Consider the following 22,967-nt stretch of genomic DNA (forward strand, 5'->3'; position numbering starts at 1 on the left):
CACGTCCCATGGTCATGGTCACGAAGGTTCCCTCCAGTCCGCTCCCCCGCCGGGGCCGGCGGCCCCGGCGGACCGCCCGCCTGCTGCTCGCCGCCGGCCTCGGCACCGCCTCGCTCGCGGCCCTCCCCGCCACCACCGCCGCCGCCGAGGACGACAAGTCCGGCGGTACGACGCTCACGGTGGCCGTCTCGCAGAGCATCGACTCGCTGAGCCCGTTCCTGGCCCAGAAGCTCACCTCGACCAGCATCCACCGGCTGGCGTACGAGTACCTCACCAACTACGACGCGAAGGACGCCAGGACCGTCCCCGCCTTCGCGACCGAGTGGTCCGCATCGGCGGACAAGCTGACGTGGACGTACACGATCCGCGAGGACTCCACCTGGTCCGACGGGAAGCCGGCCACCGCCGAGGACGCGGCCTGGACCTTCAACAAGATGATGACCGACCCGAACGCGGCCACCGCCAACGGCAGCTTCACCGCCAACTTCGCCGAGGTCACCGCGCCCGACGCGAAGACCCTCGTCATCCGGCTCAAGAAGCCGCAGGCAACGATGACCGCGCTGGACGTGCCGATCGTGCCGAAGCACGTGTGGGAGAAGGTCGGCGACTTCTCGAAGTTCAACAACGACCGGCAGTTCCCGATCGTCGGCAACGGCCCCTTCGTCATCACCGACTTCAAGGTCGACCAGTACATCAAGCTGAAGCCGAACAAGACGTTCTGGCGGGGCGCACCCAAGTTCGACGAACTGGTCTTCAAGTACTACAAGGACGGGGACGCGGCCGTCGCCGCACTCCAGAAGGGCGAGGTCTCCTTCGTCCCGAACCTGACGCCCGCCCAGGCGGCGGCGCTGAAGACGCAGAAGAACGTCAGGGTCAACGACGCCCCCGGCCGGCGCTTCTACGCGCTCGCCACCAATCCGGGCGCCCGCGCGAAGGACGGGAAGACCTTCGGCAACGGCCACCCGGCGCTCCTCGACCCGGCCGTGCGCAGGGCACTCTTCCTCTCCGTCGACCGGGCGACCCTCGTCGACAAGGTCTTCCAGGGGCACGCCGTCGAGGGCGAGGGGTACATCCCGCCCCGCTTCGGCTCGTACTACTGGAAGCCGGAGGGCGCGCAGAAGCGGTCCTACGACCCGGCCGCCGCGGCGAAGGCCCTCGACGCCGCCGGGTACCGGAGGAACGGCGACGGCAAGCGGCTCGGCAAGGACGGCAGGCCGCTCGCCTTCCGGATCCTCTGCCACGCCACCGACCCCAACGACAAGGCGGTCGGCAAGTACCTCCAGGAGTGGTGGGGCGCGCTCGGCATCGGGCTGACCGTCGAATGCCTGGACAGCGTCTCCGACCCGTGGGTCAAGGGCGACTACGACCTCGCCTTCGACGGCTGGTCGGTCAACCCCGACCCGGACTACGTCCTGTCCATCCACACCTGCGGCACCCTCCCGGCCACCCCGAAGGACACCGGCGCCACCGACAACTTCATCTGCGACAAGGAGTTCGACACCCTCTACGCGCGGCAGGCGGTGGAGTACGACACCGCCAAGCGGGCGGACCTGGTCAAGCGGATGCAGTCCCGGCTGTACGACACGGGGTACATGAACATCATGGCCTACCCCAACGCCCTGGAGGCGTACCGCACCGACCAGATCGCCTCGATCACCACCATGCCCGAGGCCGCCGGCAACCTGTGGGGACAGGACGGCTACTGGAGCTGGTGGTCCGCCGTGCCCGCCGGGTCCGCGTCCGGGTCCGGGGGCGACTCCGGCTCCTCCTCGACCGGGATCGCGATCGGGATCGGGGCGGCCGTGGTCGTCGTCGCCGGCGGACTCCTGCTCCTGCGGACGCGCCGGCGCGCCACCGCCGACGACCGCGAGTAGCGATGACGACGGCAAGCACCCCCGCCGGCGTGGCGCGGGCCGAGGAGGCCCGCGCCACGGACGGCGCGTCCCGCACCGCGGTCGCCTCCGGCTATCTCCGCCACGCGGCGGGGAAGCTGGGCGGCGCGCTCGTCTCCCTCCTCGCCGTGCTGGTCACCAGCTTCTTCCTGTTCCGGATCATCCCCGGTGACCCGGTGAAGGCGATGACCCACGGCGTCCCCACCTCGGCGGAACAACTCGCGACCCTGCGGCGCCAGTTCGGTCTCGACCTGCCGCTGTGGCAGCAGTTCGCCGACTACTGCGCCAAGGCGCTCGGCGGCGACCTCGGCACCTCCTTCCAGTTCCGCGCCCCGGTCGGCGAGCTGATCGCGGCGAAGCTGCCCGCGACGCTGCTGCTCACCGGGGTCGCCGTGGTGCTCTACTCGGCCCTCGGGCTGTGGCTGGGCACCCGCTCGGCGTGGCGGCACGGCCGGCTCGGCGACCGGGTGAACACCGGCGTCGCGCTGACCCTGTGGTCGGTGCCGTCGTTCTGGCTCGGACTGCTGCTGATCATCGTCTTCTCGGTGGGCGTGGGTCCGATCCCCGGGCTCTTCCCGACCGGCGGCATGGAGTCGGGCACGGGCGAGACCGGCTTCGCGTACGTCCTCGACGTCGCCCACCACCTCGTGCTGCCGGTGGTGACGCTGGTCGCGGTCGGCTACGCGCAGACGCTCCTGGTGATGCGGTCCTCGCTCCTCGACGAGATGGGCGGCGACTACCTGACCACCGCCCGGGCCAAGGGGCTCAGGGACGACGAGGTGCGGCGCCGGCACGCGGTGCCGAACGCCCTGCTGCCGACGGTCACCATGGTGTTCATCAACCTGGGCCATGTGGCGGCCGGTTCGATCCTGGTGGAGACGGTCTTCTCCTGGCCGGGCCTCGGCGGCCTCTTCTACCAAGCGCTCAGCGTGCCCGATCTCCCGCTCGTCCAGGGCCTGTTCGTCGTCTTCGCCGGAGCGATGATCGTGATGAACCTCCTCGCCGACCTGCTCTATCCGCTGCTCGACCCCCGGGTGGGCCGATGACCTCTCTCGCATGGGAGCGCCGCAGGGGCTCCGCGGCGCGCTTCTGGAAGGCGTACCGGACCCACCGGGCGGGCCTCTACGGGCTCGCGGGCCTCGCCCTGATCGCACTGCTGGCGCTCACCGCGCCGCTGCTGGTCGGCGCCGACGTGCAGTCGGTGACCAACGCGCCGGGTACGGCCCTGGAGTCGCCGAGCGCGGAGTTCCCGCTCGGCACGGACCAGTTCGGGCGCTCGCTGCTCGGGCTGCTGATCTGGGGCGCCCGGATCTCGCTGCTCGTGGGGCTGCTCGCGGCGACGCTGTCGGTCGCGATCGGCACCCTGGTCGGGATCCTCGCCGGGCACTACGGCGGGTGGCTCTCCACCGTCGTCATGCGGATCACCGACTGGTTCCTGGTGATGCCGGCGCTGGTCCTGGCGATCGTGCTGGCGACCGTGCTGTCCCGGTCGATGTGGACGGTGGTGCTCGCCATCGGCGTCACGTCCTGGCCGACGACCGCCCGGCTCGTGCGGGCGCAGACGATCGCCGTCGAGTCCCGCCCGTACATCGAGCGGGCGACGGCGCTGGGCGGCGGCCACCGGCACGTCATGGCCCGGCACGTGCTGCCGAACGTGATGCCGCTGGTCCTCGCGCAGACCACGCTCGGCATCTCGACGGCGATCCTCACCGAGGCCACCCTCGCCTTCCTGGGGCTCGGCGACCCGACCGTGGTGTCGTGGGGCGGGATGCTCCAGGACGCCCGCGAGGCCGGCGCCGTCTCCTCCGGGCACTGGTGGTACCTGGCGCCGCCCGGCATCGCGATCGCGCTGGTCGCGCTCGCCTTCACGCTCTGCGGCCGGGCCGTCGAGTCCGTGCTCAACCCGAGGCTGGGGGTGGGGCGTTGAGCCTCCTGGAGATCAGGGACCTGCGGGTGACGTACGGCTCGGGGGCGGGTGCGGTGCCCGCCGTGCGCGGGGTGGACCTCGCCCTGGAGGCGGGGTCGAAGCTGGGTGTGGCGGGCGAGTCCGGCTGCGGGAAGTCGACGCTGGCGCTCGCCCTGCTGCGGCTGCTGCCCGCGAGCGCCCGCCTGGAGGGGGAGATCCTCCTCGACGGGGAGGACGTCCTCGCCATGAAGTGGGGGCGACTGCGGGCGGTCCGCTGGGCGGGTGCCTCCATCGTCTTCCAGGGCGCGATGCACTCGCTGAACGCGGTGCGCCGGATCGGCGAGCAGATCGCCGAACCGCTCCTGGTGCACCGGCGGGCCACCCCCGCCGAGGCCCGCAAGCGCGTCGCCGACCTCCTCGAACAGGTCGGGCTGCCCGCCTCCCGGGCCGCCGGCTACCCGCACGAGCTCTCCGGCGGGCAGCGGCAGCGCGTGATGATCGCGATGGCGCTCGCCTGCGAGCCCCGGCTGATCGTCGCGGACGAGCCGACCACCGCGCTCGACGTGATGATCCAGGCGCAGATCCTGCGGCTGATCGAGCGGCTGGTCGCCGAGGAGTCCATCGGCCTGATGATGATCAGCCACGATCTCGCGGTGCTCGCCGACACCTGCGACCGGCTCGCCGTCATGTACGCGGGCCGGATCGTCGAGGAGGGACCGGCCCGCGAGGTGTACCGGTCGGCCGCCCACCCCTACGGGCGGGCGCTGTCCTCGGCGTTCCCCCGGATCGGGGACCCGGCCTCGCGGCGGGCGCCGCGCGGCCTCCCGGGCGACCCGCCGGACCCGGCGGCGCTGCCCGCCGGCTGCGCCTTCCACCCGCGCTGCCCGGTGGCGGTCGCGGAGTGCTCCGAGGACGACCAGCGACTGCGGGCGGCGGGCGCCGGACGGCGGGCCGCCTGCGTCCATGTGGGGAGTGATCGCCGATGACCTTGCTCACGGCCAGCGGGGTGCACGTCACCTTCCCGGGACGGCGCGGCGCACCGCCGGCCCGGGCGGTCGACGGGGTGGACCTGGAGATCGGCGCGGGCGAGATCGTGGCCCTGGTCGGCGAGTCCGGCTGCGGCAAGACGACCCTGGCCCGGACGCTCCTCGGCCTGGTGAGACCCGGGTCGGGCACGGTCGCCTTCGCCGGCGAGCCCCTCGCGTACACCTCCCGGGCGCTGAAGGCGTACCGCCGACGCGCCCAGCTCGTCCTCCAGGACCCCAGCGGCTCCCTCAACCCGCGGCACACCGTGTACGAGGCGGTCGCCGAGGGGCTGCGGATCCACGGCTTCGCGGGGGACGAGCGGGCGGCGGTCGCGGAGGCACTCTCCCGGGCCGGACTGCGACCGCCCGAGCGCTTCTTCCTGCGCTACCCGCACGAGCTGTCCGGCGGGCAGCGGCAGCGGGTGGTGATCGCCGGGGCCCTCGTCCTGGAGCCCGAACTGATCGTCGCGGACGAGCCGGTGGCCTCCCTGGACGCGTCGGTGCGCGGCGAGATCCTGGCGCTGCTGCTCCGGCTCCGCGACGAACTCGGGCTCTCCGCCCTGGTGGTGACGCACGATCTGGGTCTGGCCTGGAACATCGCGGACCGGGTCGCGGTGATGTACCTGGGCCGGGTGGTGGAGACGGGCCCGGTCGAGTCGGTGCTGACGGCGCCCCGCCATCCGTACACCCGCGCGCTGCTGTCGGTGCTGCCCGAGTCGTCGACACCGCCGGTGGTCCTGGCCGGCGAGCCGCCGGACCCGGCCCGCATCCCCGCCGGCTGCCGCTTCCACGCCCGCTGCCACGTGCTGGCCTCGGGCGAGGCGGCCCCCTTCGCCGACCGCTGTCGGACGGAGGCCCTGCCGGTGCTCCGCGCGGGTGGCGGGGAGCGGGGGGTGGCCTGCCACTGGGCGGTGGCGCGGGAGGAGTGAGGACCCGCCGGGAGGGGTCACGCCCTCCCGGCGTCGTACGCGGCCGTCAGCGCCCGGCACTGCTCGACGTCGCCGGCCATGGCCACCAGCAGGTCGTCGAGGGTGTCGAACTTGAGCATGCCGCGCACGTAGGCGAGGAAGTCGACGGTGACGTGGAGTCCGTACAGGTCGAGGCCCTCGCGGTCGATCGCGTACGCCTCCACCGTCCGCTCGGTGCCGTCGAACTGCGGGTTGGTGCCGACGGAGATCGCCGCCGGCATCCGCTCGCCGTCCGCGGTCAGCCAGCCGGCGTAGACGCCGTCGGCGGGGATCGCGGTGTGCGGCAGGGTCTCCACGTTGGCCGTGGGGAATCCCAGCTCGCGGCCGCGCTGCGCGCCGCGCACCACGATGCCCTCGACGCGGTGCGGCCGGCCGAGGATCTCGGCGGCGCCCGCCATGTCGCCCTCGGCGACCAGCCGTCGGGTGAGGGTGGAGGAGAAGGGCTGGCCGCCGCCGGCGGCGCCGCTCACGTACAGGTCGATCACCTCGACCTCGTAGTCGTAGGTGGCGCCCAGCTCGGTGAGGAAGTCGACGTTCCCGGCGGCCCGGTGGCCGAAGCGGAAGTTCGGGCCCTCGATGACGGCCCGGGCGTGCAGCTTGTCGACGAGTACCTTGACGATGAAGTCGGCGGGCGACAGCTGCGAGAACTCGGCGGTGAACGGCAGCACGAGCACCGCGTCCACGCCCAGTTCGGCCATCAGCTCGGCGCGCCGGTGGTGCGGGGCGAGCAGCGGCGGGTGGCTGCCGGGGCGCACCACCTCGGAGGGGTGCGGGTCGAAGGTCACCACGACGGTGGGGACCCCGAGCTCGCGGGCGCGCTCGACGGCCCGTCCGATGATCAGCTGGTGTCCGCGGTGCACACCGTCGTAGGAGCCGATGGTGACGACGCTGCGCCCCCAGTCCTGGGGGATGTCCTCCAAGCCACGCCAGCGCTGCACTGTGACCGCTCCTCGTCCGCCTGTTCGCCCTGTGCGCCCATTACGCAGGTCTAAGACTGCCATGCCCGGGCCCGACGGTTCGCATCGGCATGGAGAGTGCCCGATGTTCGCGGCGCGGGCGGGGTCTGTGCGAGCAGCGCGGCGAAGGCGGGGTGGTCGGCGGCGAGCACGGCGAGCAGCCGGTCGCGGTGGGCGGCGCCGGCCGGGTCGCGGGTGTAGAGGGCGGTGGTACGGGCCAGCAGGGCGCGGTTGCGCGGCGGCGGGCGGCGCGCGGCGCCCTCGGCGGCGGCGGTGAGCAGCGCGTCCGGCACGGTCCTCTCCCCCGGTTCGGCCGCGTAGGTCTCGTGGTCGACGAGGACGTCGAGGAGTTCGGCGCGCAGGTGGCGGGAGGCGCCGGTGCCGGGGGCGGCGAGGACGGGGGCGAGGGCGCGCCGGACGGCGGCGGGCCGGCCGTGGATCAGGCCGACGACCAGGGGGAAGAGGACGGCTCGTGCGGTCGGCCCCTCCTCGAACCGGAGGTCCACGTAGGCGGCGGCGTGCCGGGCGCCCCCGGGGTGGCGGGTGACGTACTCGCGGACGAGGACGGCGATCCGGCGGGTGAGGGCGGGCGTGTCGACGGCGGCGAGGGCGCGCAGCACGGCGCCCGTGTCCGGGCCGTCGCCCAGCCGGTCGCGCAGCGCGTCGAGGACGGCGTCGGGGTGGTCGGGCAGTGCGCTGACGAGGGCGTCGGCGGGCACCCGGGGGTCGGCGAGGGCGCGGGCCAGGTACGGGTCCCGGGTGTGCGGATCGCGGACGAGGATGCCCAGCGCGGCGGCGTGCAGCGGGCGGTCGCCGGGCCGGGCGAGCAGGGCGCGGGCCGCGTACCGCAGCGGTTCGCGGTCCTCCTCCGGCCGGTCGCGCGTGGCGAGGAGGCTGCCGTACACGGCGGCGGCGAGCCGTCTCTCCGGCCTGAGGTCGTCGTGCGCCCACCGGTCGACGGCGCGGCACAGCGCGGACGGCTCGTCGTCGACGAGTGCGCCGAGCAGTCCCTCGGCGAGGGGGTGCGCGGTGCCGGCCAGCGCCTCGCACAGGTCGTCGACGGCGCCCGCCCGGTGGGTGTGGAGCAGTTCCTGGGCGAGCCTGGCGACGGTGGTGCGGGGGCGTGCGGAGAGGGCGCGTCCGTCGGTGAACCACCGGCAGAGCAGGGGCTGGACGGCGCGGGGTTCGGCGGCGAGCAGTTCGACGACGGCGTCCAGGTAGCCGGGGTCGCCGGTGACCAGTCGCCGCAGCAGGTCGAGTCGTTCGTCCTCCCCGACGGCCGCGTCCCGCCACCAGGCCGGGCCGAAGGCCGCGGCGAGCCCGCCCGCCGGGTCCGGGCCGGCCCCGATCCGGTCGGCGAGCCGCCGCAGCACGGGGAGGTAGGGGCGGGGGTCGCGGACCCCGGCCAGGGCGCGGATGAGCAGGGTGCCCGCCCACCAGACGGCGTCGTCGGGCGTCCGCGGCCCGGCGTCGGCCAGGAAGTCGACGAGCGCGGTCAGCCGGGCCGCCAGGGCTGCGGGTCCGCCCTCCCGCGGGGCGAGGAGCAGCGCCTGCGCCACCGTCCCGGCCCGGTATCGGGGTACGGAGACCGGCCCCGCCCCGGGCTCGGCCGCGTCGCCCCCGGTGTCCCCGCCGCTCCTGTCCCGGTCCGCCGCGCGCCGCCCGCGTCCCCGGGCCGCGCCGGTGCGCGGCGGCTCCGCGGCCGGTCCGGCGCCCGGGCCCTCGGTGGGGTCCTGGCCCGGGGGGCGACCGCGCCTGCCCCGGCCGCGCGGGCGGGGAGCGGCGTCCGGCCGCTCCGCCTCCGGGTCGGGCACCCGGTCGGCGGGCGGGGTGGCGGCGGCGGGATCCGGGGCGTCGGCGGGGCCGGTGTCCCCGGTCGTCGGGGCGGGGGGCCGGTGGGTGTGGACGAGGGCGTGGAGGGCGGTGTCGAGGTCGAGGTGGGCGGCCTGGAGCCAGTCGGAGAGCTCCTCGTGGGCGAAGCGGTAGCCGGAGCCGGCGGGGGCGAGGAGCCCTTCGGTGAGGACGGCGGAGGCCCAGCCGTCGCGCCACGGGAAGAGCTCCTCGAAGGAGGCCCGGTCGAGGAGGCCGTGGCCGGGGCCGAGGCAGCGCCGGGCGGCCTCGTGGACCTGGCCGGTGACGCGGGCGGCGAGCCGGCGGACGGCGGGGCCGGCGGGCAGCGGGCGGGTGCCCGCGGCGATCCGGACCGCGATCCGCAGGCACATCAGGTCCAGGTGGGCGGTGAAGATCTCGGCCCGTCCGGGGCGCCCGGGCACCTCGCCGGGGAGCGCGGCCCGCACCTCGGCGAGCAGCCGCAGGGCGAGCGGGTGCCGGGCGTCGGCCTCGGCGAGGTCCTCCGCGCGGAGCCCGTACCCCCGGCGTACGGCCGCGGCCTCGGTCTCGGTGAGGTCGCCGAGCGGCAGGACGGCGGGCGCGGCGCTCCACAGGGCGGCTGTCTCCTCGGCGTACTCGGGGCGGCAGGCGAGGGTGAGCCGTGCGCCGTGGGCGCGCAGCCACCGCTCGGTGGCCGTGGTCCACCCGGCGAGCCGCGGGCCGAGGCGCGGGGGCATCTCCTCGGGTCCGTCGAGGACGACGAGGAGCGGCTGTCCGGCCTCTCCGGCGAGGCCGGCGGCGCGTTCGGCGGTGACGGCGTCGCCGGTGTCCCCGGACGCCGCGGCGATCCGCGCCGCCCGGTGCAGGACCCGCCCGATCGCGTCCGCGAGCGAGCCGTCCTCCTCCCGCAGGTCGGCGCCCCGGAGCCGGACGGTCGGCGCGGCCCCGCGCGCCCGCTCCCGGCAGACCGCGCCGAGCAGGGTCGTCCGCCCGCTGCCGGGCTCGCCGACGACGGCGAGGACGGGGCCGGTGGGCTCCGGGCCCGCGGCGAAGCCGGTGAGGGCCGCGAGGGCGGCGGGGCGGGGGACCGGGTCGGGCCAGGGGGACGGGTCGCGGTCCGGGAGCGCGGTGGGGGTGGTGAGTTCGAGGACGGCGGCCAGGTTGAGGTCGGGGCCGTACGCGGGGACGGTGGCCGCGTTGCGGCGGAGCAGGTCGCCGAGGGGGCCGTCCGGGCGGAGGGGCACGGCGTGCCCGGCGGCGCGCGGGTCGCCCTGGAGGGCGGTGCCGACGACGCCGAGGACGGTGCCGGTGACGCTGTCGAGGACGGGCCCGCCCGCGGCCGGGCCGCCGAGGCGCAGCGCCTCCGCGCCCTCGGTGCCGATGGCGAGTTCGAGGGCGTCGGCGAGGACGTGGAAGCGGTCGGTGGCGGTGTAGGTGACGGCGGCGGGGCCGAGGACGCGGGCCTCGCGCCAGCCGTGCGCGGCGAGCCGGACGTAGGTGCCGGGCTCGACGGCCGGGCGGGTGGCGAGCGGCAGCGGGCGCACGCCGAGCCCTTCGGTGCGGATCAGGGCGAGCCCCTGCTCGGGGAGGGGGGTGACGGCGTCGGCCTCGGCGAGCCAGGTGCGCTCGCCGGGCGCGTGCAGCACGACGCGGCTGAGTCCGTCGACGGCCTCGTGGCTGGTGACGAGGGTGCCCTCGTGGTCGGCGAGGAATCCGGTGCCGCGCGGCCGGCCCGCCAGATCGCAGATGCGCACCAGCCCCACCGGCTCCGCCAGGTCCCCGCGTCCCATGGTGGGGAGGTTAGGTCCCGGTGGGCGCCGGTCGGTGCCGTTCGGCGAACACGCCCCCTCGCACTCCCCCGGTTCGCTTCGGGCGCTTCCCCGATGGGGTGAACCAATGCGGAAAGGCGGGCGCGCCGCGCGCACCCGCCCTCCTGTTCCCGCCGATCAGCCGATTAGCCTAAGCCGCATCAGCCGGAGCAGCATCGGCCGGAGCCGTCTCGGCCCGGCGTACTCCTCAGCCGAAGACCGCCAGGCTCTTCGCCTTGCCCCGCTGGTCCTCGACCAGCGCGAGCAGCTGCCCGCCGGGCCCGAAGACCGCGACCGGGCCCTTCGGGTACTCCGGCATCTCCAGCCGGACCCCGTTGAGCAGCAGCCGGGCCCGCTTCTCGTCGACGTCCCAGCGCGGGAACGCCGCCGTCGCGGCGTCGGCGACCGGCATCACGGTCAGCTCCTCCTGGAGCTGGTCGAGCGTGCGGGCGCTGTCCAGCTTGTACGGGCCCACCCGGGTGCGCCGCAGCGCGGTGAGGTGGCCGCCGACGCCGAGCCCGGCGCCGAGGTCCCGGGCCAGCGCCCGGATGTACGTGCCGGAGGAGCAGACCACCGAGACGACCAGGTCGACGACGGGCGTCCCGTCCTCGGCCGTCGCCTCGCGCACGTCGTACACGTGGAAGGAGGAGACGGTCACCGGTCGGGCCGGGATCTCGAACTCCTCGCCGCCGCGCACGCGCGCGTAGGACCGCTTTCCGTCGATCTTGATCGCGGAGACCTTGGACGGGACCTGCATGATGGCCCCGGTCAGCTCCGCGACCCCGGCGTCGATCTGCTCGCGGGTGACCTTCGAAGCGTCGACCGACGCCGTGATCTCGCCCTCGGCGTCGTCCGTGATCGTGGTCTGGCCCAGGCGGATGGTGCCCAGGTACTCCTTCTCGGTCAGCGCGAGGTGACCGAGCAGCTTGGTGGCCCGCTCCACGCCGAGGACGAGGACGCCCGTGGCCATGGGATCGAGCGTGCCGGCGTGGCCGACGCGGCGGGTCCTGGCGATCCCCCGCATCTTGGCCACGACGTCGTGCGAGGTGAAGCCCGACGGCTTGTCCACGATGACCAGGCCGTCGGGCGTCGGGGTTGCGTTGCTCATTCGGCGGCTTCGTCCTCGCCCGGCTTCTTGTACGGGTCGGCTTCGCCCGCGAAGGCGGCGCCCGAGGACGCCTCCCGCACCTGGGCGTCGGAGGCCCGCGCCTTGTCGAGGAGGTCCTCGATGGTCCGCGCGTTCTCCGGGAGGGCGTCGGCCACGAAGGCCAGGGTGGGGGTGAACTTGGTCCCCGCCGCCCGGCCGACGGCCGAGCGGAGGATGCCCTTGGCGCTCTCCAGGCCCGCCGCGGCGCTCGCCCGGTCCTCGTCGTCGCCGTAGACCGTGTAGAAGACCGTGGCCTCCCGCAGGTCACCGGTGACGCGGGTGTCCGTGATGGTCACGTGCGTACCCAGGCGCGGGTCCTTGATGCCGCGCTGCAGCTTCTCGGCGACCACCTCCCGGATGAGGTCCGCCAGCTTCTTCGCCCGCGCGTTGTCGGCCACTGGTCCGTCTCCTTCTTTGCCTTGCTCATTCAGTCTTCATCAGTGTGGAGCCTTCGGCGCACCGAGAGCAGTTCCACCTCCGGCCGCGCGGCGACCAGGCGCTCGCAGCGGTCCAGGACACCGTTCAGGTGCCCCAGGTCGCCCGAGACCATGGCGACGCCGATCTCGGCCCGCCGGTGGAGGTTCTGGCCGCTCACCTCCGCCACGCTCACCGAGAACTTCCGCTGGAGCTCGGCGACGATCGGCTTCACGAGGGAGCGTTTCTCCTTGAGCGAATGGACGTCGCCGAGGAGCAGGTCGAAGGACAGAGTCCCCACATACATGTATGTCCGGATGTCCCGCCGGTTCGGGGTCAGTGGCCCCGTCCACCACTGGACGGGAACACCGAAACCGTACACGGAACGGCCGGGGCCGATCGACGGAATAACCTCCGCCGACCGGCCCCGGCACTTCACCGCGTGTTACGCGCGCGGCTTCTCGCGCATCTCGTACGTCGCGATGACGTCGTCGATCTTGATGTCGTTGAAGTTTCCGAGGTTGATACCACCCTCGAAGCCCTCGCGGATCTCGGTGACGTCGTCCTTGAAGCGGCGCAGGCCCTCGATGTTGAGGTTCTCGGCGATGACCTTGCCGTCGCGGAGGAGGCGCGCCTTGGTGTTGCGCTTGACCTCGCCGGAGCGGATGAGGACACCGGCGATGTTGCCGAGCTTGGACGAGCGGAAGACCTCGCGGATCTCCGCGGTGCCGAGCTCGACCTCCTCGTACTCCGGCTTGAGCAGACCCTTGAGGGCCGCCTCGATCTCCTCGATCGCCTGGTAGATGACCGAGTAGTACCGGACGTCCACGCCCTCGCGCTCGGCCATCTGCTGCGCACGCCCGGCGGCGCGCACGTTGAAGCCGATCACGATGGCGTCGGAGCCCATCGCCAGGTCGATGTCGGACTCGGTGACGGCACCCACGCCGCGGTGCAGGACGCGGATGTCGACCTCCTCGCCGACGTCCAGCTGGAGCAGGGAGGACTCCAGGGCCTCGACGGAACCAGACGCGTCACCCTTGATGATCAGGTTCAGCTGCTGGATCTCGCCGGCCTTGAGCACCTTGTCCAGGTCCTCGAGCGAGACACGGCGGACGCGCTTGGCGAAGGCCGCGTTCCGCTCGCGGGCGGCACGCTTCTCGGCGATCTGGCGGGCGGTGCGGTCCTCGTCGACGACGAGGAAGTTGTCACCGGCACCCGGGACGTTGGTGAGGCCCAGGACGAGGACGGGGGTCGACGGGGTCGCCTCCTCCACGTTGTTGCCCTTGTCGTCGAGCATGGCCCGGACTCGGCCGTACGCGTCGCCCGCGACGATGGTGTCGCCGATGCGCAGCGTTCCGCGCTGGACGAGGACGGTCGAGACGGCACCGCGACCGCGGTCGAGGTGGGACTCGATCGCAATACCCTGCGCGTCCTGGTCCGGGTTGGCCCGGAGGTCGAGCGAGGCGTCGGCGGTGAGGACCACGGCCTCCAGCAGGGAGTCGATGTGCAGACCCTGCTTGGCGGAGATGTCGACGAACATGGTGTCGCCGCCGTACTCCTCGGCCACCAGACCGAACTCGGTCAGCTGACCGCGGACCTTGACCGGGTCGGCACCCTCGACGTCGATCTTGTTGACCGCGACGACGATCGGGACGCCGGCGGCCTTGGCGTGGTTGAGCGCCTCGATCGTCTGCGGCATGACGCCGTCGTTGGCCGCGACCACGAGGATCGCGATGTCGGTCGACTTCGCACCACGGGCACGCATGGCGGTGAACGCCTCGTGACCCGGGGTGTCGATGAAGGTGATGCGACGCTCTTCGCCGTTGACCTCGGTACCGACCTGGTAGGCACCGATGTGCTGGGTGATGCCGCCGGCCTCGCCCGCGACCACGTTGGTCTTGCGGATCGCGTCGAGAAGGCGGGTCTTTCCGTGGTCGACGTGACCCATGACGGTCACGACCGGCGGACGGGAGACCAGGGCCTCTTCGCCGCCCTCGTCCTCGCCGAACTCGATGTCGAAGGACTCGAGCAGCTCGCGGTCCTCCTCCTCCGGGCTGACGACCTGGACGACGTAGTTCATCTCCTCGGCCAGCATGACGAGCGTGTCGTCGGAGACGGACTGCGTGGCGGTGACCATCTCGCCGAGGTTCATCATGACCGCGACGAGCGACGCCGGGTTGGCGCCGATCTTCTCCGCGAAGTCGGTGAGGGACGCACCGCGCGACAGGCGAATGGTCTCGCCGTTGCCGCGAGGCAGCATCACGCCGCCCACGGACGGGGCCTGCATGGCCTCGTACTCCTGGCGCCTCTGCCGCTTCGACTTGCGACCGCGACGCGCGGGACCGCCGGGGCGACCGAAGGCGCCCTGCGTGCCACCACGGCCACCCGGACCGCCGGGACGGCCGCCGAAGCCGCCGGGACGACCGCCGAAGCCGCCGCCACCGCCGCCGGGACCACCCGGACGACCGCCGCCGCCACCGGGACCACCGGGACGGCCGGCGAAGCCGCCGCCACCGCCGCCGGGACCGGCCGGACGACCGGTGAAGCCGGGACGACCGCCGCCACCGCCGCCGGGACCGCCCGGACGACCGCCGGGGCCACCGGGGCCACGACCGCCGGGACCGGGACGCGGGCCGGCAGCGGGACGCTGCGGCATCATGCCCGGGTTCGGACGGTTACCGCCGGGCGCGCCGCCCGGACGCGGCGCCTGCGGACGAGGCATGCCACCGGGGGTGGGACGGGCGCCGCCCTGACCCTGCGGACGCGGGGCGCCACCGGGGCCGCCCTGCGGACGCGGGGCACCCGGAACGGCACCGGGGCCGCCGGGACGCGGAGCACCGCCACCGGGACGGGGCGTCTGCGGACGCGCCATGCCGGTGGAGCCGCCGGAGGTGAAGGGGTTGTTGCCCGGACGCGGGCCGGCCGGACGCGGGGCGCCCGGACGCGGGGCCTGCTGGCCGGGACGGGCGGCCTGCTGACCCGGGCGAGGCGCCGACTGGCCCGGACGGGCACCGGTCGGACGCTGGCCGGGGGCGGAACCGCCGGGGCGCTGGTTGGCGGCCGGGGCCGCCGGAGGCGCGGTGAACTCCGGGTTGGTCGGAGCCGGGGCGGCGGGGGCCGGCTTGGGGGCCGGGGCCGCGGGCTTCGGACCCGGGGTCGGACGCGGGCCGGAGGCCGGCGTCGAGGGCTTCTCGGCCGCCGCGGGCTTGGGCGCCGGGGTGGGCGCTCCAGGCTTCGGGGCGGCGGGACGGGCGGCCTGCGCCGGGGACGGCGCCGGGGCACCCGGCTTGGGGGCGGGCGCCGCCTTGCGGGGCGCGCCGGGCTTGGCAGCGGTCTTGCCGGCGGAACCGCCGGGACCCTGCAAAGCGTCAGTCAACTTGCGCACGACCGGCGCCTCGATCGTCGAGGACGCCGAACGGACGAATTCACCGAGTTCTTGGAGCTTGGCCATGACGACCTTGCTCTCCACACCGAACTCCTTGGCGAGTTCGTATACCCGGACCTTAGCCACTTCGCTCCTTTGTAGGTCCGGATTACCGCCGGACCGTCGCTACTTCATGGGCGTACTCATCGCGTACTCATCGAGTGCTCATCGCAATCTCGACCTACTTCCGACTCGCGAGGTACCTGACCGCACGGTGTTCCGTGCCGTACTTCCTGTTCACTGCGGTGCCGCCTGCGCGGCCTGCTCGACGTGTTCCCGCAGAGCCGCCGTGTCGAACGGTCCCGGGACCTTGAAGGCCCTCGGGAACGCCCTGCGGCGGACCGCCAGGTCGAGACAGTGCAAGGCGGGGTGCACGTACGCACCCCGGCCGGGCAGCGTACCGCGACGATCGGGGACGCACTCGTCCTTGATCACCACGATCCGCAGCAGATCGCTCTTGGCCGCTCGCTCCCGGCATCCCACACAGGTTCGCTCAGGGCACGCGCGGGCATGCGTCCGGCCAGACACGATTAAGTCTACCTCCCCGTACCGACCTCACCCGTTTGGGGCAAAAATCGAACAGCTGTTGGCCAAAAACGATCTCCGACGTGGGACGGAGCCGCTCAGCCCTCCTCGGCCGGGACCTCGGTGTCCGGCCGGATGTCGATGCGCCAGCCGGTGAGGCGCGCGGCCAGGCGGGCGTTCTGGCCCTCCTTGCCGATCGCCAGCGAGAGCTGGTAGTCGGGGACCGTCACCCGGGCGGACCGGGCGGCGGCGTCGACGACCTCGACCCTGGAGACGCGGGCCGGGGAGAGCGCGTTCGCCACCATCTCCGCCGGGTCGTCCGACCAGTCGACGATGTCGATCTTCTCGCCGAGCAGCTCCGCCATCACGTTGCGGACGCGGCTGCCCATGGGGCCGATGCAGGCGCCCTTGGCGTTCAGGCCCGAACGGGTGGAACGGACCGCGATCTTGGTGCGGTGACCGGCCTCACGGGCGATCGCCGAGATCTCGACCGAACCGTCGGCGATCTCCGGCACCTCCAGGGCGAAGAGCTTCTTCACCAGATTGGGGTGGGTGCGCGAAAGGGTGACGGACGGACCGCGGACGCCCTTGGCGACGCGGACGACGTACGTGCGCAGCCGCAGGCCGTGCGTGTAGTCCTCGCCCGGCACCTGCTCCTGCACCGGAAGGATGGCCTCCAGCTTGTCGTCCAGCTTGACGAGGACGTTCTTGGGGTCCTTGCCCTGCTGCACCACGCCGGCGACGACATCGCCCTCGCGGCGGGCGTACTCGCCGAAGGTCACGTCGTTCTCGGCGTCGCGCAGCCGCTGCTGGATGACCTGGCGGGCGGTGCTCGCCGCGATGCGGCCGAAGTCCGACGGGGTGTCGTCGAACTCCTTGGGCTCCTGGCCCTCCTCCAGGTCGGCCGGGTCCTCCTCGGCCCACACCGTCACGTGTCCGGTGTGCCGGTCCAGCTCCACACGCGCGTGGCGGCGGGCGGACGGGGTGCGGTGGTACGCGATGAGGAGGGCCGACTCGATCGCCTCGACCAGCATCTCGAAGGAGATTTCCTTCTCCTGTGCCAAGCCCTTCAGGAGCTTCACGTCGATGTCCACGGCTACGCCTCCTCTTCCTTCTTGTCCTTGCGGTTGAACTCGATCTCGACACGCGCCTTGGCGATCTCGGCGAACTCCACGCGGCGGGCGGTGGCCTTGCGGCCCTTCACGCCCGGGACCTCGGTGTCGAGGCCGTCCTCGTCCACGGCCAGGATGCGGGTGACCAGCTCCCCGCCCTCGGCGAGCTGGAGCTTCACCAGCCGGCCGGTGGCCCTGACGTAGTGGCGGTGCTCGGAGAGCGGACGGTCGGCACCCGGGGAGCTGACCTCCAGGACGTACTCGCCGTCGCCCATGGCGTCGGTCTCGTCCAGTTCGGCGGAGATCGCGCGGCTCAGCTCGGCACAGGTGTCCAGCTCGACGCCCTCGTCGGAGTCGACGACGATCCTCAGCAGTCCGCGGCGGCCGGCCCGGGACACCTCGATCTCCTCCAGATCCAGGTTCTCCGCGCGGACGAGCGGCTCAATGAGTCCGCGCAGCCTGTCGCTCTGGGTGGTGCTCATCCGGGTGACTCCTCGGCCGCGTGTGCTGTTGTGGGTGCGTCGCTCGTCGCTGCTTGTCGCTGCGTGTCGGATCAAGGGTATCCGGTCGCGGAGGGTGTTGCCGTCCACGGCGGGGGCCCCCGCGGGTACGCTCGCCTGCGGTGATCTTCGACGGGCGGCCGGGAGGGGTCCGGAATGCTGAGGGAGAGAGCGTGACGACGACGGGCAGACGCGCCGTGCTCGTGGCGGGGGCCTCGGCCGCCGCCGCGGCCCTGACGGGCTGCACCTCGGACCCGGGCGGCCCGCGCCGCCCGAGCGCCGCGGAGGAGGCGGCGGCCCGTGAGGCCGAACGGACGGCCCGCGCGGAGGCGGCCCTCCGCCGCCGCGCGGCGGGCGCCTCACGGACCCTGCTGGAACGTTACGACGCCACCCTCGCCGCCCATCCCGCGCTCCACGCGCGCGTGGCCCCCCTGCGTGCGTCCGCCGCGGCCCACGCGAAGGCCCTCGGCGAGGGCGGCCCCACCCCGTCGGCCTCCTCGGCGCCGTCCGCCGCCGCCACCGGCGCGGCCGCCCCCACGGCCACCGCGACGCCCGCCGGGGCCGTACCCGCCGATCCGGCGGCCGCGCTGCGGGAACTGGCCGCCGCCGCCAGGACCGCTTCCGACGCGCACACCGCCGAGCTGCTCGCGGCGCCGCCCGAGTACGCCCGGCTGCTCGCCTCCGTGGCCGCCGCCGGCGCCGCCCACGCCTACCTCCTCACCGAAGGAGCCCGCGCATGAGCGCCCTCCCCGCCGCCCAGGCCGCCCTCGCCGCCGAGCACGCGGCGGTGTACGGCTACGGGGTCGTCGGCGGCCGGGTCGCCGACGACCGCCGGGCCGAGGCGGCCGCCGCCCACGAGGCGCACCGGGCCCGCCGGGAGGCGCTGCGCCGCACCGTCCGCGACCTCGGCGGCACGCCGGCCGCCGCGGCCGCCGCGTACGAGCTGCCGTTCCGGGTGGCCGACCCGGCCGGCGCGGTGCGGCTCGCGGCCGTCCTGGAGGACCGGGTGGCCGGGGTCTACTCCGATCTGGTGCGGGCCGCCGAGGGGCCGCTGCGGCGCGAGGCGGCGGCCGCGCTGCGGGAGGCGGCGGTCCGTGCGGTGCGGTGGCGCGGGAGCGACGTAACCTTTCCTGGGCTCGCCGAGCGGGTGTGAGTCCGGCCCCCACCAGCCCTGATCACCCCGCCCCAGCAGAAGGAACGACGCAGGCATGGGTTTCGAAGCACCCCGGCGACTGGTGACGGCGCTCCCCGAGCGGTACGGCGAGGCCGTCGCGGCCGACTGGCTCGGGCGGCTCCCCGGCCTCGCCGAGCGGGTGCCCGGGCAGGCCGGTCTGACCGTCGAGCGGGTGGTGGCCCCCGGCGGACGCGACAGCCTGGTCCTGCTCGTCCGGGACGCCGGCGGCGAACCCGCCGCGCTCAAGATCGCGCCGCCGTTCACCCGCCCGGAGCGGGAGCGGGAGGCGCTCGCGCACTGGAACGGCTGGGGTGCGGTGCGGCTCCTCGCGGAGGCGCCCGAGGACTCCCTCGTCCTCGAACGGCTGCACCCCGAGGTGTCGCTCCGCTCGCTGCCGGAGGCCAAGGCGCTGCTCGAAGCGGCCGGGACGGTACGGAAGCTGTGGGTGGACCCGCAGGCCGGGCACGCCTTCGAGACGGTGGCGGCGCGCACCGCCCGCCAGGCGTCCGCCGTGGAGCGTCACCGTGCCGACGCCGCCGCCGGGGAGCTGGCCGCCGCCGCGCTCGCCGTCCGCGCGGAACTGCTCGCGGACTCCTCCGAGGAACTGCTGCTGCACGGCGACTTCCGGCAGGGCAAGGTGCTCGGCGGCGACCGCGCGCCCTGGCTCGCGGTCGGGCCCGACCCGGTGGTCGGCGAGCGCGCCTACGACCTCGCGCGGCTGGTCCGGGAGCGGGTCGAGGACCTGGTCGCCTCCTCCGCGGGCGCCCCGGCGGCCCGGCGGCGGGTCAACAAGCTGGCCGACTCCCTCGACGTCGACCGGGAGCGGCTGCGCGGCTGGACGCTCTTCCGGACCGTCGAGTCCGGCACGCGGGCGCTGGCCGGCGGGCGGCGGCAGGAGGCCGAGTGGCTGCTGGAGTTCGCGAGCTGGCTGTGAGTTCGCGGGCCTTCTGAGGGGAATACCCTTTTTGTATCCCTTTCTCAGGGGGCCCTGATGATCGAAGACATCCTCCTGGCCGTGGCGGGAGCGGCTGTGGCCGCGGCGGCGTACGTCGGAGCGGCGGCGCGCGTGGTGAAGCAGTACGAGCGGGGCGTCGTCTTCCGCTTCGGCCGGCTGCGGGGCGAGGTGCGGCCGCCCGGGTTCACGATGGTCGTCCCGGCGGTCGACCGGCTGCACAAGGTGAACATGCAGATCGTCACGATGCCGGTGCCCGCCCAGGAGGGCATCACCCGGGACAACGTGACGGTGCGGGTCGACGCCGTCGTCTACTTCAAGGTGGTGGACCCGGCGGAGGCGCTGGTGCGGGTCGAGGACTACAAGTTCGCGGTCTCGCAGATGGCGCAGACCTCCCTGCGGTCCATCATCGGCAAGAGCGACCTCGACGACCTGCTGTCCAACCGCGAGAAGCTCAACCAGGGGCTGGAGCTGATGCTCGACTCCCCCGCGATCGGGTGGGGCGTGCAGATCGACCGGGTCGAGATCAAGGACGTCTCCCTGCCGGAGACCATGAAGCGGTCGATGGCGCGGCAGGCGGAGGCGGACCGGGAGCGGCGGGCCCGTCTGATCAACGCGGACGCCGAGCTCCAGGCGTCGAAGAAGCTGGCGGAGGTGGAGGACGCGCCGTCGGCGCTTCAGCTGCGGCTGCTGCAGACGGTGATGGCCGTCGCGGCCGAGAAGAACTCGACGCTGGTGCTGCCGATCCCGGTCGAGCTGCTGCGCTTCCTGGAGCGCGCGACCCCGGAGGCGCCGCCGCCCGCGCCGCCGGTTCCCCCACCGCCCGCTCCCGCGCCCGCGGAGGCTCCGGCCCCGCTGCCCCCGGTCGAGGACCTGACGGGCCCGTCGGTGGACCCGGCGCCCTGACGCGCCGCTGCCGCCGTCTCCTCGGGGAGACGGCGGCAGCGGGCGTCCGGGGTCAGGAGGTCAGGGCGGCCAGGGCCTCTTCGACGGTGAGCTCCTCGCGGTCGCCGGTGCGGCGGTCCTTGAGCTCCAAAACGCCCTCCGCCGCGCGGCGGCCGGCGACGAGGATCTTGGGGACGCCGATCAGCTCCGCGTCGGTGAACTTGACGCCCGGCGAGACGCCCGCGCGGTCGTCGACCAGGACGCGCAGGCCGGCGGCCGAGAGCTTGTCGGAGACCTCCAGGGCCAGCTCGGTCTGGAGGGCCTTGCCGGCGGCGACGACGTGGACGTCGGCGGGGGCGACCTCGGCCGGCCAGCACAGGCCCTTGTCGTCGGCGGTCTGCTCGGCGAGCGCGGCGACGGCGCGCGAGACGCCGATGCCGTACGAGCCCATGGTCACGCGGACCGGCTTGCCGTTCTGGCCCAGGACGTCCAGCTTCAGCGCGTCCGCGTACTTGCGGCCGAGCTGGAAGATGTGGCCGATCTCGATCGCGCGGTCCAGCTTGAGGCCGGTGCCGCACGCGGGGCACGGGTCGCCCTCCTGGACGACGACGACGTCGACGTACTCCTCGACCTCGAAGTCACGCCCCGCGACGACGTTCCTCGCGTGCGTGCCCTCCTCGTTCGCGCCGGTGATCCAGGCGGTGCCGGGGGCGACGCGCGGGTCGGCGATGTAGCGGACCTTCTCCAGGCCCTGGGGGCCGACGTAGCCGCGGACGAGGTCGGGGCGGCCGGCGAAGTCGGTCTCGGTGACGAGCTCGACGGCGGCCGGGGCGAAGTGCGCCTCGACCTTGTCCAGGTCGACCTCGCGGTCGCCGGGGACGCCGACGGCCACGATCTCGCCGTCGACCTTCACCAGGAGGTTCTTGAGCGTGGCGGAGGCCTGGACGCCGAGGTGGGCGGCGAGGGTCTCGATGGTGGGGGTGTCGGGCGTGGGGATGGCCTCCAGGGCCGGGACGGCGGAGCCGTCGACGGCCTTGACCGCCTGGTACACGGCCTCGGTGTTGGCGGCGAAGTCGCAGTTCGGGCAGTCGGCGAAGGTGTCCTCGCCGGCCTCGGCCGGGGCGAGGAACTCCTCGGACTTGGAGCCGCCCATGGCGCCGGCGGTCGCGGCGCAGATGCGGTAGTCGAGGCCGAGGCGCTCGAAGATCCGCTGGTAGGCCGTGCGGTGCACGCCGTAGGACCGGGCCAGGCCCTCGTCCTCGGTGTCGAAGGAGTACGAGTCCTTCATGAGGAACTCGCGGCCGCGCAGGATGCCGGCGCGGGGGCGGGCCTCGTCCCGGAACTTGGTCTGGATCTGGTACAGGATGACCGGCAGGTCCTTGTAGGACGAGCACTGGTCCTTCACGAGGAGGGTGAAGATCTCCTCGTGGGTGGGGCCGAGGAGGTAGTCGCCGCCCCTGCGGTCCTGGAGGCGGAAGAGCTCGGCGCCGTACTCGCTCCAGCGGCCGGTGGCCTCGTAGGGCTCGCGGGGCAGCAGGGCGGGGAGGGAGACCTCCTGGGCGCCCACGGCGTCCATCTCCTCGCGGACGATCCGCTCGACGTTGGAGAGGACCTTCTTGCCCAGCGGCAGCCAGCTCCAGATGCCGGCGGCGGTGCGGCGGACGTAGCCGGCGCGGACGAGGAGCTTGTGGGAGAGGACCTCGGCGTCGGCCGGGTCGTCGCGCAGCGTCTTCGCCATCAACTGGGACATGCGCTGGACCGGTGCGTTCGCCATGGTTCTCGTACTCCTGCGGGGATGGGGGTCCCCCCTGCCCGCGCGGAGCCGAGAGCCTGGGGGAGCTGATGGCCCCGAGATTATCCGGGCGGCCCCGTCCGCGAGAAATCAGTTCCGGCGCGGCAGCGGCAGCGGCGCGCCCATGACGGCGTAGGGGCGGGCGGCGCTCGGGAAGTGGACCTGGCGGGCGAGGTCGGTGTAGCCGAGCGAGTGGTAGAGGCCGCGGGCCGGGGAGTCGGTGTCGATCGCGGAGAGGATGGAGCGCTTCTCGTCCGCGGTGTCGGTGATGGTGGTGATCAGTCCGCGGCCGAGGCCCCGGCCCTGGAAGGCGGGGTGGACGTGGAGCTCGGTGATGACGAAGGAGGCGTCGAGCCAGTCGGCGGTGCCGGTGGCGCGCAGGTACGGCTCCACCACGGTGGACCACCAGTGGGTGCGGTCGTTGGGCATCCCGTACACGAAGCCGACCAGCCGTCCGTCGGGGGTGGTGGCCCCGTGGGCGCGGGCGCCGGGGTTCATCAGGTGGCGCAGCACGATGTGGCGGCGTACGGCGACCTCCTCGGCGTCGAGGCCGAAGGCGACCTCCTGCACGGCGAGGGCCTCGTCCACCCGGGCGGCGAGGTTGACGGGTCCGATCACGGCGGGGGCGTCGTCCATGCGGCGCACCCTACAAGTGCC

20 protein-coding genes are annotated in these 22,967 nt (G+C 74.0%); 9 read left to right on the plus strand and 11 right to left on the minus strand.

The genetic code is table 11. The features are described from left to right. The first annotated feature begins 14 nt into the window (after nucleotides 1-14). Genes ACF1BN_RS16505 through ACF1BN_RS16525 form a run of 5 tightly spaced genes read left to right on the plus strand, consistent with a single transcriptional unit; the run spans nucleotide 15 to nucleotide 5,752 of the window. On the plus strand, nucleotides 15-1,874 hold the full coding sequence (locus ACF1BN_RS16505; protein WP_392332590.1) for an ABC transporter substrate-binding protein: 1,860 nt from the start codon (nucleotides 15-17) through the stop codon (nucleotides 1,872-1,874). Nucleotides 1,875-1,876: 2 nt separating this feature from the next. Then, the gene (locus ACF1BN_RS16510; RefSeq protein WP_392332329.1) at nucleotides 1,877-2,938 is read left to right on the plus strand and encodes an ABC transporter permease; all 1,062 of its coding nucleotides are present in this window, start codon (nucleotides 1,877-1,879) and stop codon (nucleotides 2,936-2,938) included. After that, entirely contained in the window at nucleotides 2,935-3,819 is an 885-nt protein-coding gene (locus tag ACF1BN_RS16515; RefSeq protein ID WP_376603560.1) for an ABC transporter permease, read from the plus strand. The genes ACF1BN_RS16510 and ACF1BN_RS16515 overlap by 4 nt, the downstream gene beginning before the upstream one ends. Next, nucleotides 3,816-4,784, plus strand: a complete 969-nt coding sequence (locus ACF1BN_RS16520; RefSeq protein ID WP_392332330.1) for an ABC transporter ATP-binding protein — start codon at nucleotides 3,816-3,818, stop codon at nucleotides 4,782-4,784. Before ACF1BN_RS16515 ends, ACF1BN_RS16520 begins: the two co-directional genes overlap by 4 nt. Then, complete coding sequence (locus tag ACF1BN_RS16525; RefSeq protein WP_392332331.1) at nucleotides 4,781-5,752, plus strand: ABC transporter ATP-binding protein; 972 nt, start codon at nucleotides 4,781-4,783, stop codon at nucleotides 5,750-5,752. Before ACF1BN_RS16520 ends, ACF1BN_RS16525 begins: the two co-directional genes overlap by 4 nt. Before the next feature lie 17 nt (nucleotides 5,753-5,769). Here ACF1BN_RS16525 and ACF1BN_RS16530 read toward each other — a convergent pair whose 3' ends face one another. The 9 genes from ACF1BN_RS16530 to rimP form a co-directional block, all read right to left on the minus strand. Beyond that, a complete protein-coding gene (locus tag ACF1BN_RS16530; protein WP_392332332.1) occupies nucleotides 5,770-6,729 on the minus strand; it encodes a bifunctional riboflavin kinase/FAD synthetase in 960 nt (319 codons plus the stop codon). 50 nt (nucleotides 6,730-6,779) lie between these two features. Continuing rightward, the gene (locus ACF1BN_RS16535; RefSeq protein ID WP_392332333.1) at nucleotides 6,780-10,367 is read right to left on the minus strand and encodes a trypsin-like peptidase domain-containing protein; all 3,588 of its coding nucleotides are present in this window, start codon (nucleotides 10,365-10,367) and stop codon (nucleotides 6,780-6,782) included. Nucleotides 10,368-10,593: 226 nt separating this feature from the next. After that, a complete protein-coding gene (truB, locus tag ACF1BN_RS16540; protein WP_392332334.1) occupies nucleotides 10,594-11,493 on the minus strand; it encodes a tRNA pseudouridine(55) synthase TruB in 900 nt (299 codons plus the stop codon). Next, the gene (rbfA, locus tag ACF1BN_RS16545; RefSeq protein ID WP_360312255.1) at nucleotides 11,490-11,930 is read right to left on the minus strand and encodes a 30S ribosome-binding factor RbfA; all 441 of its coding nucleotides are present in this window, start codon (nucleotides 11,928-11,930) and stop codon (nucleotides 11,490-11,492) included. Before rbfA ends, truB begins: the two co-directional genes overlap by 4 nt. 29 nt (nucleotides 11,931-11,959) lie before the next feature. After that, entirely contained in the window at nucleotides 11,960-12,253 is a 294-nt protein-coding gene (locus ACF1BN_RS16550; RefSeq protein ID WP_031008504.1) for a DUF503 domain-containing protein, read from the minus strand. A gap of 138 nt (nucleotides 12,254-12,391) precedes the next feature. Beyond that, entirely contained in the window at nucleotides 12,392-15,457 is a 3,066-nt protein-coding gene (gene infB / locus ACF1BN_RS16555; protein WP_392332335.1) for a translation initiation factor IF-2, read from the minus strand. Nucleotides 15,458-15,607: 150 nt separating this feature from the next. Further along, on the minus strand, nucleotides 15,608-15,898 hold the full coding sequence (locus tag ACF1BN_RS16560) for a YlxR family protein (RefSeq protein WP_392332336.1): 291 nt from the start codon (nucleotides 15,896-15,898) through the stop codon (nucleotides 15,608-15,610). A gap of 95 nt (nucleotides 15,899-15,993) precedes the next feature. After that, a complete protein-coding gene (gene nusA / locus ACF1BN_RS16565) occupies nucleotides 15,994-16,989 on the minus strand; it encodes a transcription termination factor NusA (protein WP_392332337.1) in 996 nt (331 codons plus the stop codon). Between the two features lie 2 nt (nucleotides 16,990-16,991). Further along, nucleotides 16,992-17,489 carry a ribosome maturation factor RimP gene (gene rimP / locus ACF1BN_RS16570; protein WP_392332338.1) on the minus strand — a complete coding sequence of 166 codons (498 nt, stop codon included), beginning with the start codon at nucleotides 17,487-17,489 and terminating at the stop codon, nucleotides 16,992-16,994. A gap of 191 nt (nucleotides 17,490-17,680) precedes the next feature. Here rimP and ACF1BN_RS16575 point away from each other — a divergent pair, with 191 nt between their 5' ends. Genes ACF1BN_RS16575 through ACF1BN_RS16590 form a run of 4 tightly spaced genes read left to right on the plus strand, consistent with a single transcriptional unit; the run spans nucleotide 17,681 to nucleotide 20,539 of the window. Next, nucleotides 17,681-18,247, plus strand: a complete 567-nt coding sequence (locus ACF1BN_RS16575; RefSeq protein WP_392332339.1) for a hypothetical protein — start codon at nucleotides 17,681-17,683, stop codon at nucleotides 18,245-18,247. Next, a complete protein-coding gene (locus ACF1BN_RS16580) occupies nucleotides 18,244-18,660 on the plus strand; it encodes a DUF4439 domain-containing protein (protein ID WP_392332340.1) in 417 nt (138 codons plus the stop codon). Before ACF1BN_RS16575 ends, ACF1BN_RS16580 begins: the two co-directional genes overlap by 4 nt. A 55-nt stretch (nucleotides 18,661-18,715) precedes the next feature. Beyond that, nucleotides 18,716-19,615 (plus strand): aminoglycoside phosphotransferase family protein, encoded by a 900-nt coding sequence (locus ACF1BN_RS16585; RefSeq protein ID WP_392332341.1) that lies wholly within the window; start codon nucleotides 18,716-18,718, stop codon nucleotides 19,613-19,615. 57 nt (nucleotides 19,616-19,672) lie between these two features. Next, a complete protein-coding gene (locus ACF1BN_RS16590; protein WP_392332342.1) occupies nucleotides 19,673-20,539 on the plus strand; it encodes a slipin family protein in 867 nt (288 codons plus the stop codon). Nucleotides 20,540-20,591: 52 nt separating this feature from the next. Here the strand turns inward: ACF1BN_RS16590 and ACF1BN_RS16595 are convergent, their stop codons facing one another. Both ACF1BN_RS16595 and ACF1BN_RS16600 read right to left on the minus strand, forming a co-directional pair. Continuing rightward, entirely contained in the window at nucleotides 20,592-22,292 is a 1,701-nt protein-coding gene (locus ACF1BN_RS16595; protein ID WP_392332343.1) for a proline--tRNA ligase, read from the minus strand. 108 nt (nucleotides 22,293-22,400) lie between these two features. Further along, the gene (locus tag ACF1BN_RS16600) at nucleotides 22,401-22,946 is read right to left on the minus strand and encodes a GNAT family N-acetyltransferase (protein ID WP_392332344.1); all 546 of its coding nucleotides are present in this window, start codon (nucleotides 22,944-22,946) and stop codon (nucleotides 22,401-22,403) included. Nucleotides 22,947-22,967: the final 21 nt, after the last annotated feature.

The sequence above is a fragment of the Streptomyces sp. NPDC014861 genome (genome assembly GCF_043081625.1).
In the GTDB taxonomy this organism is placed as follows: domain Bacteria; phylum Actinomycetota; class Actinomycetes; order Streptomycetales; family Streptomycetaceae; genus Streptomyces.